The following is a 12,046-nucleotide window of genomic DNA, read 5'->3' on the forward strand; positions in this document are numbered from 1 at the left end:
AATACCGCATCGCCCGCACGTTCGATCCCCGTGCCCACGGCCGGTGCTGTCAGACCTCACCTATACGGTGACGCCATGGCTGCCCGTACGAAATCCGCGAAGGACAGGCCGTCCTACCGCTGCACCGAGTGCGGCTGGACGACCGCCAAATGGCTCGGCCGCTGCCCGGAGTGCCAGGCCTGGGGGACGGTCGAGGAGTTCGGCGGCGCCCCCGCGGTCCGTACGACGGCGGCGGGCCGCGTCTCCACCGCCGCGGTGCCGATCGGCCAGGTCGACAGCCGGCAGGCCACCGCGCGCTCGACCGGGGTCGGCGAGCTGGACCGGGTGCTCGGCGGCGGGCTCGTACCCGGCGCCGTGGTGCTGCTCGCCGGGGAGCCCGGCGTCGGCAAGTCGACCCTCCTGCTGGACGTGGCGGCCAAGGCCGCGAGCGACGACCACCGCACCCTCTACGTCACGGCGGAGGAATCCGCCAGCCAGGTGCGGATGCGCGCCGACCGGATCAACGCGATCAACGACCACCTGTACCTGGCCGCCGAGACGGACCTCTCCGCCGTCCTGGGACATCTGGACGCGGTCAAGCCGTCCCTCCTCGTCCTCGACTCCGTGCAGACCGTCGCCTCCCCGGAGATCGACGGCGCGCCCGGCGGCATGGCGCAGGTCCGCGAGGTCGCGGGAGCGCTCATCCGCGCTTCGAAGGAGCGCGGCATGTCGACCCTCCTGGTGGGCCACGTGACCAAGGACGGCGCGATCGCCGGACCGCGGCTCCTGGAGCACCTCGTCGACGTGGTGCTGTCCTTCGAGGGCGACCGGCACGCCCGCCTCCGGCTCGTACGGGGCGTCAAGAACCGCTACGGCGCCACGGACGAGGTCGGCTGCTTCGAGCTGCACGACGAGGGCATCACCGGCCTGGCCGACCCTTCCGGGCTGTTCCTCACCCGCCGCGACGAGCCCGTCCCCGGCACCTGCCTGACGGTCACCCTGGAGGGCAAGCGCCCGCTCGTCGCCGAGGTCCAGGCGCTGACGGTCGACTCCCAGATCCCCTCCCCCCGGCGCACCACCTCGGGCCTGGAGACCTCCCGGGTCTCGATGATGCTGGCCGTTCTCGAGCAGCGCGGCCGGATCAGCGCGCTCGGCAAGCGGGACATCTACAGCGCGACGGTGGGCGGTGTGAAGCTCACCGAACCGGCCGCGGACCTCGCGATCGCCCTGGCCCTGGCCAGTGCGGCCAGCGACACACCGCTCCCGAAAAACCTGGTCGCGATCGGCGAAGTGGGCCTCGCCGGGGAGGTCAGAAGGGTGACGGGTGTCCAGAGGAGGCTCGCGGAGGCGTACCGTCTCGGGTTCAAGCACGCCCTGGTCCCGAGGGACCCGGGACAGGTCCCGGCCGGTATGAAGGTCACGGAAGTGGCCGACATGGGCGACGCCCTGAGAGTCCTCCCCCGCCGGTCTCGGCCGGACGGACCACAGGAGGACGGCGCACGCCGGTAGACTTTGCCCTGGTCTCGCCCGCCCGTACGAACGGTATGAGGGACGCAAGGGCACCGCAAACCTGTGACCGGAGGAGTGCAGTGGCAGCCAACGACCGGGCAGCATCGCCCGGAAAGTCCGGCCAAGGCACCGGTAACGAGGCGCTGATGCGCGCCTCGTTGAGCGCGGTCGCGCCCGGAACGGCCCTCCGCGACGGACTGGAGCGCATCCTCCGCGGCAACACCGGCGGCCTGATCGTCCTCGGCATGGACAGGACCGTCGAATCCATGTGTACCGGCGGTTTCGTCCTCGACGTGGAGTTCACCGCGACGCGCCTGCGCGAACTGTGCAAGCTGGACGGCGCGATGATCCTCGACAAGGACATGACCAAGATCCTCCGGGCCGGCGTGCAGCTGGTCCCGGACGCCTCCATCCCCACCGAGGAGACGGGCACCCGTCACCGCACGGCGGACCGGGTGTCCAAGGCCTGCGGCTTCCCGGTGGTCTCGGTCTCCCAGTCGATGCGGCTGATCGCGCTGTACGTGCACGGGGAGCGGCGGGTCCTGGAGGAGTCCTCCGCGATCCTGTCCCGCGCCAATCAGGCGCTCGCCACCCTGGAGCGGTACAAGCTCAGGCTGGACGAGGTCGCCGGCACCCTCTCCGCGCTGGAGATCGAGGACCTGGTGACGGTCCGGGACGTGACGGCGGTCTCCCAGCGGCTGGAGATGGTGCGCAGGATCGCGACCGAGATCGCCGAGTACGTGGTGGAGCTGGGTACCGACGGCCGGCTCCTGTCGCTCCAGCTGGACGAGCTGATCGCCGGTGTCGAGCCGGAGCGGGAGCTGGTCGTACGCGACTACGTGCCCGAGCCGACCGCGAAGCGTTCCCGCACGGTGGCCGAGGCGCTGGCCGAGCTGGACACGCTCACCCACACCGAGCTGCTCGAACTTCCCGTGGTGGCACGGGCGCTGGGATACAGCGGCTCACCCGAGACGCTGGACTCCGCGGTCTCCCCCCGGGGCTTCCGGCTGCTGGCGAAGGTGCCCCGGCTGCCCGGGGCGATCATCGAGCGGCTGGTGGAGCACTTCGGCGGCCTGCAGAAGCTGCTCGCCGCGAGCGTGGACGACCTCCAGGCCGTGGACGGGGTCGGCGAGGCGCGGGCCCGGAGCGTGCGCGAGGGGCTCTCGCGGCTGGCGGAGTCGTCGATCCTCGAGCGGTACGTCTGAGAGCGGTGCCGGGGATGCCCGTCCGGGCCCCGTGAGGGCGCTCCCGGGGGCATCCCTGCGCTTCCGAGGACACTCCGGGGGCCGGCTTCCGAGGACACCCCGGGGGGCCAGCTCCCTGTGGCCGGCTCCGACAGGTCAGTCCTTGGCCAGGACGAACGAGGCCCGCTGGACGGTCTCGCCCGGGACCTTGGCCTCCAGCAGGTAGGTGCCCGGGGCGGCGGTGCCGGTGGGCGGTGTCGCGCACCGGGGCGCGCTCCCCTTGCGGTCCCACTTCACGGTGTGGACGATCGTCGCTCCCGCCGGGACCCTCAGGAAGAAGGCGCCGTTCTTCGGGCAGTCCTTCGAGGACCACACCTGGTCGTCCTCCTCACCGGCCTCGGTGATCGTGAGCACGGCGCTCTTGGGGCCGAAGTCGGCCTTGCAGTCGGCCGCCGAGGTGTTCCTGGCGCTCAGCCGGAACGCCGGCTTGTCGTCGAGTCCGAAGCTGAGATCCGTCTTCAGGCTCAACTGGAGGACGGCGGGCGTGCAGTTGGGGAGCGAGGAGCCGGCCGGCACCTGCTGGCCGCTCGTTCCGCCGCCGCCGCTGCCCGCGCCCGTACCCGCCGCCGCGGAGCCACCCGATCCCGCGGCGCCCGATCCGGAGGAACCGGCTGATCCCGCCGATCCCGCGGCGCCGCCCGTCCCGGTGTCGCCGCCGCTCCCCTCGGAGCCGCCGTCCGTGCCGGAGTCGTCCGACTCGTCGCGTCCGCCGGGGGGTTGGCCGACGACCGGGCCGGAGCTCGACGGTCCGGGGGTGATGGACGGAGGGGGAGCGGATTCCCCGGGCTTCCCGTCGTCCTTCCCGCCGCCGCTGCCGCCCCCGGAGGTGACGGCCCACGCGATCACGGCCGCGAGCAGCGCGATCACCAGCACCGCCACTGATCTCCGACGCCAGTAGATGCTGGAGGGAAGCGGCCCGACCGGATTGCGCATAGATCCCACGGCCCGAACTCTACGAGAGATCAAGGCCAACTCCGGCCCCCAACCGCCGCTCTGATCCACAAGTTTTCCGGATCATCATCACGGGGCGGCCGTTCACGGGTGCTTCCAGCCGCTTTGCACCGGATCGGACATCGTCCGCCCCGTACGAAGGGACAGAACGGGTGGCGTTATCACCCCCAGAGCCCTCGGCGGGGCCGACACCCCCGCAACCGTGCGCGACGCCCCCTCTTCCGTGCCAGGATCGTAAGTGCGATGACTGCCACGACTTCGACACAGACGCCCCCCGCCTCCCTCCATACCCCCGTCATCGGGTGGTTCGAGCAGCACGCCCGCGATCTGCCCTGGCGCCGCCCCGAAGCGGGTGCCTGGGGTGTGATGGTGAGCGAGTTCATGCTGCAGCAGACCCCGGTGAACCGAGTCCTCCCGGTCTACGAACAGTGGATGGCCCGCTGGCCCCGTCCCGCGGACCTGGCCGCCGACGCGCCGGGCGAAGCCGTCCGTGCCTGGGGCCGGCTCGGCTACCCGCGGCGCGCCCTCCGGTTGCACGGGGCCGCGCAGGCGATAACGGAACGCCACGGGGGCGACGTGCCGAGCGAGCACGGCCAGTTGCTCGCACTGCCCGGGATCGGGGAGTACACGGCCGCGGCCGTGGCCTCGTTCGCGTACGGGCAGCGCCATGCCGTGCTGGACACGAACGTCCGCAGGGTCTTCGCCCGGGCCGCCACCGGCATCCAGTACCCGCCGAACGCGACCACCGCCGCCGAGCGCAAGCTCGCCCGCGCCCTGCTCCCCGAGGAGGACGAGCGCGCCGCCCGCTGGGCGGCGGCCACGATGGAACTCGGCGCACTCGTGTGCACCGCGAAGAACGAGGACTGCACGCGCTGCCCGATCGCCGGACAGTGCGCGTGGCGGCTGGCGGGGAAGCCCGCCCACCAGGGACCGCCCCGCCGCGGCCAGACCTATGCCGGTACGGACCGGCAGGTGCGGGGGCGGCTGCTGGCGGTGCTGCGCGACGCCGTCACACCGGTGCCGCAGTCCGCGCTGGACTCGGTGTGGGAGGAGCCCGTGCAGCGGGCGCGCGCCTTGGACGGGCTCGTCTCCGACGGCCTGGTCGAGCCGTTGGCGAACGGCCGGTACCGGCTGCCTCTGACCTGACGGCCCACCGGCGGACCGGGCTGTCCACGGCTGTTACACAACCGATGGACAGCCGTGCGTCCGCGTACGGCTGCTCCGCACATCCTCGTGACAACGCCTCCGTAACGTCACCGACGTCGGCGAACGGGACCATCCCGCCGACGGCGGTACACGGGGATTCACGGGGTTCGGAGGCGGTTGTCATGGCGCAGGGCGAGGTGCTCGGATTCGAGGAGTACGTACGGACCCGGCAGGACGCGCTGCTGCGCAGTGCCCGCCGGCTCGTGCCCGATCCGGTGGACGCGCAGGACCTGCTGCAGACCGCTCTGGTCCGGACTCTCGGCCGCTGGGACGGCATCGCCGACAAGTCCCTCGCCGACGCCTATCTGCGCCGCGTCATGATCAACACGCGTACGGAGTGGTGGCGGGCCCGCAAGCTCGACGAGGTCCCCACCGAGCAGCTCCCCGACGCGAGCGTCGACGACGGCACCGAGCAGCGCGCCGACCGCGCCCTGCTCATGGACGTCCTCGGAGTGCTGGCTCCGAAGCAGCGCAGCGTCGTCGTGCTGCGACACTGGGAGCAGATGAGCACGGAGGAGACGGCGGCTGCGCTCGGCATGTCCGCCGGTACGGTGAAGAGCACGCTGCACCGCGCCCTGGCACGCCTGCGTCAGGAGCTGGAGGACCGTGCGGCCCGGAGCCGTGAGGCCGAGGTGGCACCGGCGCGCGTGCCGGCACAGCCGGACAGGCGTCACGACGAGCGGGGGCGGGAGCGGTGCGCGGCCTGACCGGCAGCAGGAGGAGCACGACCGCCGGCCGCGGGAGACCCGTGGCCGGTCCGGTGGCGGGGAGCGCGGCGGCGGCCGGGCTCGCCGCCTTCGGGCTGTTCTGCGCGGGGTGTTCCACCGGGGGCACGGGCACCCGCGACGAGGGCCCCGCCGCCACCCAGCAGGTCGCCCGTGCCGCACCGTCGAGCGCCTCGTCCACGGAGTCGGCCAAGCCCTCCCCGCGGGTCAACGCCGTGATGCTCGTGAAGAGCGACCCGAAGGTGAGCCGTCAGCTCAAGGACGACCTGAAGCCCTGCACCGGCGACGAGTACCCGGTCGACACCTCCTACGGCTCGCTCACCGACGGTGCGGCGGCCGACGTCGTGGTCAACGTGATGACCTGCGGCGATTCGGTGGGGGTCGGCACCTACACCTACCGGCAGCGCGGCGACGGCTCGTACGAGAACGTCTTCGCCGCCGAGGTGCCCGCGGTCTACGGCACCATCGACCGGGGCGATCTGGTGGTGACGACCCAGGTGTACGGGTCCAGGGACTCGGTCGCCTACCCCTCCGGCGAGGACGTCGTCACCTACCACTGGACCGCCGGCCGTTTCACCGAGACCGACCGGGTGCACAACGATTTCAACCGGGCCGTCGGCAGCGGGGAGGGCGACCTCCCCGCACCGCAGACGACGCAGAACTGAGAGCCGCTCGCATGGCTGATACCCATGTCCTCTTCGTCGAGGACGACGACGTCATCCGTGAGGCCACCCAGCTCGCACTGGAGCGGGTCGGCTTCACGGTCACGGCGGTACCCGACGGCCTGCTGGGCCTGGAGGCCTTCCGGGCGGACCGCCCGGACATCGCGCTGCTCGACGTGATGGTGCCCGGCCTGGACGGGGTCAGTCTGTGCCGGCGCATCCGCGACGAGTCGACCGTGCCCGTGATCATGTTGTCGGCGCGGGCCGACTCGATCGACGTGGTGCTCGGCCTGGAGGCCGGGGCCGACGACTACGTCACGAAGCCGTTCGACGGCGCGGTCCTCGTCGCCCGGATCCGCGCCGTGCTGCGGCGCTTCGGGCACGCCGCCGGTGCGGGCGGTACGCCCCCCGGCGCAGACGGGACACCGGACGAGGCGGGCGGAGTGCTGGTCTTCGGTGACGTGGAGATCGACACCGAGGGCATGGAGGTGCGCCGGAAGGGCTCGCACGTGGGTCTGACACCGACGGAGATGCGGCTGCTGCTGGAGTTCTCCGCGGCGCCCGGCACGGTGCTCTCGCGCGACAGGCTCCTGGAGCGGGTCTGGGACTACGGCTGGGGCGGGGACACCCGGGTCGTCGACGTCCATGTGCAGCGGCTGCGCACCAAGATCGGGCAGGACCGGATCGAGACGGTCCGCGGCTTCGGCTACAAGCTCCGGGCATGAGGCGGCTGGCGCTGCGGACCGGGGTCCGCTGGAAGATCAGCATCGCGATCGCCGCCGTCGGCGCGCTCATCGCGCTGGCGCTGAGCCTCGTCGTCCACAACGCCGCCCGCGTCTCGATGCTGGAGAACGCGCGCGAGGTGCAGCTGGAGCGGCTGCTGTTCGCCCAGCGGCTGTACGAGGCGACGAACACCCAGAAGCCCTCTCCGAAGTTCGGCTCCAAGATCAACGACCCGTCGCTGCCCAAGAGCCTGCGGGACCAGATACGGGACAACCGGCGGGCCACCCATGTCGACGAGTACGACGACGGGGTGCCCGACGTCTGGGCGGCCGTGCCGCTGGCCAACGGCGACGTCCTGTCCCTGCACACCCGCTTCGCCGACCGCAGCGCCACGATCATGGGCGACCTCGACCGTGCCCTGGTCATCGGATCGGTCTCGGTCGTCTTCGGCGGCTGCGCGCTGGGGGTGCTGATCGGCGGCCAGCTGTCCCGGAGGCTGCGCAAGGCGGCGGCCGCCGCCGGCAAGGTCGCCCAGGGCAACACGGACGTACGCGTACGGGAGGCCGTCGGCGGTGTCGTACGGGACGAGACCGACGAGCTCGCCCGGGCCGTGGACGCCCTCACGGACGCGCTGAACGAGCGGATCGAGGCGGAGCGCCGGGTCACCGCGGACATCGCCCACGAGCTGCGCACCCCGGTGACCGGGTTGCTCACCGCGGCCGAGCTGCTGCCCCCGGGGCGCCCCACGGAGCTCGTACGGGACCGGGCGCAGGCGATGCGGACGCTGGTCGAGGACGTCCTGGAGGTGGCCCGGCTGGACAGCGCGTCGGAGCGGGCCGAGCTGCAGGAGCTGCCGCTGGGCGAATTCGTCGGGCGTCGGGTCCGGCTGCTGGATCCGGAGATCACGGTGCGGGTGGTGCACGAGTCCTGGGTCTCCACCGATCCGCGACGGCTGGAGCGCATCCTGGGCAATCTGCTGGGGAACGCCGCCAAGCACGGGGCGGGCCCGGTCGAGGTCACGGTCGAGGGCAGGGTGGTGCGGGTCCGCGACCACGGGCCCGGCTTCCCCGAGGCGCTGCTGCGGGAGGGGCCGAGCCGTTTCCGTACCGGGAGCAGCGACAGGTCCGGCCGGGGCCACGGCCTGGGGCTGACCATCGCTGCGGGACAGGCGCGGGTCCTCGGGGCCCGGCTGACGTTCCGCAACGCGGGGCCCGCAGGGGGCCCCGACGGCACGGGCGGGGCGGTCGCGGTGCTGTGGCTGCCCGAGCACGCGCCGACGAGCACCGGAAGCTTCCCGGTGCTGCGGCAGGCGGGAACGGACTGAGGAAAGGGGTGGGCCCCGGAGACGTCCTGTCTCCGGGGCCCACTCGCGTCGGGTGCTCGCTCAGACGGTCTGCGACGCCTTGGCCGCTCCGGGGGTGACGGCGGACGCGCTCGTGTCGGAGCCGTCGGAGGCGGCCTCCGGCTTGGCCGTGCCGCGCAGCGGGACCTCCTTGACGAACAGTGCCGCCAGCAGGGCCACCACCGCGACCGAGCCGCCCACCAGGAAGGCGATGTGGGTGCCGGAGGCCACCGCGTACTCGTACGCCTCGCGCATCGCGTCCGGCAGCTTCGCCAGGCTCGCCGCGTCCAGCTGTGCGGACTTCTCGGTGGCTCCCCCGCCGCCGCGTGCCGTCATCTCGTCCTGCACACGGCCGGTGAACAGGGCGCCCATGATCGCGACGCCGAAGGAGCTGCCGAGCGTGCGGAAGAGCGTGGTCGTGGACGAGGCGACGCCCATGTCCTCGAGCTCGACGCTGTTCTGGGCGACGAGCATCGTGATCTGCATCAAGAAGCCCATGCCCGCGCCGAGCACCGCCATGTAGATGCCGGAGGTCAGGCGCGTGGTGCCGGTGTCCATGGTGGAGAGGAGGAACAGGCCCACGACCATCAGGAGACTGCCCACGATCGGGAAGATCTTGTACTTGCCGGTGCTCGTGGTGATCCGCCCGGCGACCAGCGAGACGATCATCATCGCGAGCAGCATGGGCAGGAGCAGCAGTCCGGAGTTGGTCGCGGACGCCCCCTGGACCGACTGCTGGTACAGCGGGAGGAAGAGCACCGCTCCGAACATCACGAAGCCGGCCATGAAGCCGATCAAGGACATGAGGCTGAAGTTGCGGCTGCGGAAGATGTGCAGCGGCATGATCGGTTCGGCGGCCTTCGTCTCGACGAAGAGGAAGCCGACGAGGGAGGCGACGCCCAGCGCGATGAGCTCCATGATCACGGCCGAGCCCCAGGCGTACTCCGTACCGCCCCAGGTGGTGACCAGCACGATCGCGGTGATGCCGACGGTGAGGAGCGCGGCGCCCAGGTAGTCGACCTTCGCCTTCCGGCGCTCCTTGCGGGGCAGGTGCAGCACGGCGGTGACCATGGCCAGCGCGACGGCGCCGAGCGGCAGATTGATGTAGAAGCTCCAGCGCCAGCCCAGGTGGTCGGTGATGGTGCCGCCGACCAGCGGACCGCCGATCATGGCGATCGCCATGACGCCGGCCATCATGCCCTGGTACTTGCCGCGCTCCCGGGGCGGTACGAGATCTCCGATGATGGCCATGACGCCCACCATGAGGCCGCCCGCTCCGAGGCCCTGGACGGCCCGGAATCCGATCAGCTGGCTCATGTCCTGGGACATTCCGCTCAGCACGGAGCCGATCAGGAAGATCACGATGGACGTGAGGAAGATGCCCTTGCGTCCGTACATGTCGCCGAGCTTGCCCCAGATGGGCGTGGAGGCCGCGGTGGCCAGGGTGTAGGCGGTGACCACCCAGGACAGATGTTCCATCCCGCCCAGATCGCCGACGATCGTCGGCATCGCGGTACCCACGATCAGGTTGTCGAGCATGGCCAGCAGCATCGCGATCATCAGCGCGAGGACCACCACCCGGACGCTGCGCTGCTGTGGTTCCGCTTTGCCGCCCGCCGTCGCTTTCCTGAGGTCTGCCATGCCGTCCGCTCCCCTGATCCCCTGATGTCCGGTCCGCCACCGGACAGACACTTACTTGCCGCCCGGCTAGTTGGCTACACTGAGGAAAGTAGACCCGTAACTAGCCGGGCGTCAAGTAAGTTCTTGGGAGAGTCGCATGGGCAGCACGCCGCAGCCGCGCCGGGGCAACACCCGCCAGCGCATTCAGGACGTCGCCCTGGGTCTCTTCGCCGAGCAGGGGTACGAGAAGACCTCGCTCCGCGAGATCGCCGAGCAGTTGCAGGTCACCAAGGCGGCGCTGTACTACCACTTCAAGACCAAGGAAGACATCCTCGTCAGCATCTTCGAGGATCTGAACAGGCCCGTGGAGGCCCTTCTGGAGTGGGGCGAGCAGCAGCCGCGCACCCTGGAGACGAAGGTGGAGATCCTCGTCCGTTACAGCGAGGCGCTCAAGGCCGCCGAGCCGCTCTTCGTCTTCATGCAGGAGAACCAGGCGACGGTGCGGGAGCTGAGCATCGGCCACACCATCAAGCACCGGATCATCGCCCTGGTCGACCTGATCAAGGATCCCGACGCCCCGCTCACCGACCAGGTGCGGTGCTTCAGCGCCCTCTTCACGATGCACGCCGGGATGATGGCCCTCAAGGACGCCGAAGGCGACCCCGAGGAGAAGCGCAAGGCTGCTCTCGAGGTCGCCGTCGAACTGGTGACCAAGGCCCATGACCCGGGGCCCGCCGCCTAGCGGCTACGGGGTGTGCGCGTCAGACCTTGACGTGCACGGTCTTCAGGTACGAGACCGGGTCCAGCGCGGAACCGTAGTTCGGCGAGGTCCGGATCTCGAAGTGCAGGTGCGGACCGCTGGAGTTACCGGTGTTGCCGGACAGGGCGATCTTGTCGCCCGTCTTCACGCGGTCGCCGACGTTGACCTCGATCTTCGACAGGTGCGCGTACTGCGAGTACTTGCCGTTGGCGTGCTTGATCACGATGGCGTTGCCGTACGCGGGGCCGTCGCCGCCACCATTCGGGCCGGCCTTGACGACCCGGCCGGTGTGCGCGGCCTCGACCTTGGTGCCGATCGGCACCGCGAAGTCCTGGCCGGAGTGCTTGTGGGCCCAGCGGTCGCCGCCGGTGCCGTAGGTGGCGCTCAGCTCGTAGTGGCTGACCGGGGCCTCCCACGAGGCGGCCTTCTTCTTGGCAGCGGCCTTCTTCTTCGCGGCCGCCTCCTTCTTCGCGTCGGCCTTCTCGGCCTTGTCGGCCTTCGCCTGGGCGGCGGCCTTGCTCTGCGCAGTCGCCTGCTGGGAGACGGAGCTGGCGGTGGCCGCGCCGGCGAGGGCCGCGGTGTCCGCGGTGCCCGTCGTGCCGGACGCGAACGCCGCGCCCGCGCCGAACACCATCGATGCACCCAGGCCGGCGGCCACGACGGCGCCACTGACGCGGGACACGGACGGGCGGCGGGAGTGCTGGAACGTAACGCGCTTCGACATGCGGTGAGTACCTCCGGGGTGACTGGACCCGGTGCTCGACCGGGCTTGCTCCACCTTGGTAACCCGCGCCCCCCACAACACTCAAACACCCCATCTACGACCAAAAGCCGTAGGTGAGGGAGTGGGAATCGCCTGCGGACAACCGCCCGGGCGTCGCCGGGACGATCTTCCGAACATTCTTCGCGAAGCGCGTTTAGCACCAGCTCGAAACGCATCCTTCCAGCACACAGCCTTGCATTGCGGACATAACAACCTAAAAACCGAAAGTCTCACCCGGAGCGGGCCGAAGGTCCCTTCGCCGGTCACCCCAGCCGCTCCTAGCGTGCCTAGTAGGCCCGAAATGGCCTGTGCGCCTTGTCACCGCCGGTGGGCCCGAAGCCTGCCCGTTTCGGGACCTTCGACCCTGCGCCCCTGAGGCCCGGCCGCACCGGCGTCCATCCGCGCCTGCCGGGGGCGTGCTGCTCGGTACGCCCGCCAGGTTCCGCGGCAGCGCGGCGGCCGGCGCTGGAGCGCGAGGAGGACTCCGCGACCTCCATCGGCGCCGCGTAGCGGCGTAGCGGCGTACCGGCATACGAAGATCTTCCGCCTGGCCGGGCTGGGG

At 71.1% G+C, this 12,046-nt stretch carries 11 protein-coding genes; 8 read left to right on the forward strand and 3 right to left on the reverse strand.

Translation table 11 applies throughout. The features are described 5' to 3' along the window. Nucleotides 1-75 precede the first annotated feature (75 nt). Together radA and disA are read left to right on the forward strand one after the other, a co-directional pair. Nucleotides 76-1,488, forward strand: a complete 1,413-nt coding sequence (gene radA, locus OG488_RS16785) for a DNA repair protein RadA (RefSeq protein WP_329230113.1) — start codon at nt 76-78, stop codon at nt 1,486-1,488. Between the two features lie 80 nt (nt 1,489-1,568). Beyond that, the gene (gene disA / locus OG488_RS16790; RefSeq protein ID WP_329230115.1) at nt 1,569-2,693 is read left to right on the forward strand and encodes a DNA integrity scanning diadenylate cyclase DisA; all 1,125 of its coding nucleotides are present in this window, start codon (nt 1,569-1,571) and stop codon (nt 2,691-2,693) included. Between the two features lie 135 nt (nt 2,694-2,828). Here disA and OG488_RS16795 read toward each other — a convergent pair whose 3' ends face one another. Continuing rightward, entirely contained in the window at nt 2,829-3,665 is an 837-nt protein-coding gene (locus tag OG488_RS16795; RefSeq protein WP_329238731.1) for a hypothetical protein, read from the reverse strand. 261 nt (nt 3,666-3,926) lie between these two features. Between OG488_RS16795 and OG488_RS16800 the strand changes: the two genes are divergently transcribed. The 5 genes from OG488_RS16800 (at nt 3,927) to cseC (ending at nt 8,323) form a co-directional block, all read left to right on the forward strand. Next, a complete protein-coding gene (locus OG488_RS16800) occupies nt 3,927-4,829 on the forward strand; it encodes an A/G-specific adenine glycosylase (protein WP_329230117.1) in 903 nt (300 codons plus the stop codon). A gap of 182 nt (nt 4,830-5,011) precedes the next feature. After that, nucleotides 5,012-5,596 carry a SigE family RNA polymerase sigma factor gene (locus OG488_RS16805; RefSeq protein WP_329230119.1) on the forward strand — a complete coding sequence of 195 codons (585 nt, stop codon included), beginning with the start codon at nt 5,012-5,014 and terminating at the stop codon, nt 5,594-5,596. Between the two features lie 41 nt (nt 5,597-5,637). Then, the gene (locus tag OG488_RS16810) at nt 5,638-6,279 is read left to right on the forward strand and encodes a hypothetical protein (protein WP_405693722.1); all 642 of its coding nucleotides are present in this window, start codon (nt 5,638-5,640) and stop codon (nt 6,277-6,279) included. An 11-nt stretch (nt 6,280-6,290) separates the two neighbouring features. After that, nucleotides 6,291-7,001, forward strand: a complete 711-nt coding sequence (cseB, locus tag OG488_RS16815; protein WP_329230121.1) for a two-component system response regulator CseB — start codon at nt 6,291-6,293, stop codon at nt 6,999-7,001. Continuing rightward, complete coding sequence (gene cseC / locus OG488_RS16820; protein WP_329230123.1) at nt 6,998-8,323, forward strand: two-component system sensor histidine kinase CseC; 1,326 nt, start codon at nt 6,998-7,000, stop codon at nt 8,321-8,323. Before cseB ends, cseC begins: the two co-directional genes overlap by 4 nt. A gap of 60 nt (nt 8,324-8,383) precedes the next feature. Here the strand turns inward: cseC and OG488_RS16825 are convergent, their stop codons facing one another. Beyond that, nucleotides 8,384-9,982: an MDR family MFS transporter gene (locus OG488_RS16825; RefSeq protein ID WP_329230125.1), complete on the reverse strand. Its 1,599-nt coding sequence runs from the start codon at nt 9,980-9,982 to the stop codon at nt 8,384-8,386. Between the two features lie 136 nt (nt 9,983-10,118). On the opposite strand from OG488_RS16825, the gene OG488_RS16830 reads away from it, so the two are divergent. Then, nucleotides 10,119-10,703: a TetR/AcrR family transcriptional regulator gene (locus tag OG488_RS16830; RefSeq protein ID WP_329230127.1), complete on the forward strand. Its 585-nt coding sequence runs from the start codon at nt 10,119-10,121 to the stop codon at nt 10,701-10,703. Nucleotides 10,704-10,722: 19 nt separating this feature from the next. On the opposite strand, the gene OG488_RS16835 is transcribed toward OG488_RS16830, so the two are convergent. Next, entirely contained in the window at nt 10,723-11,445 is a 723-nt protein-coding gene (locus OG488_RS16835) for a M23 family metallopeptidase (protein ID WP_329230128.1), read from the reverse strand. Nucleotides 11,446-12,046: the final 601 nt, after the last annotated feature.

The sequence above is a fragment of the Streptomyces sp. NBC_01460 genome (assembly GCF_036227405.1).
GTDB lineage: Bacteria > Actinomycetota > Actinomycetes > Streptomycetales > Streptomycetaceae > Streptomyces.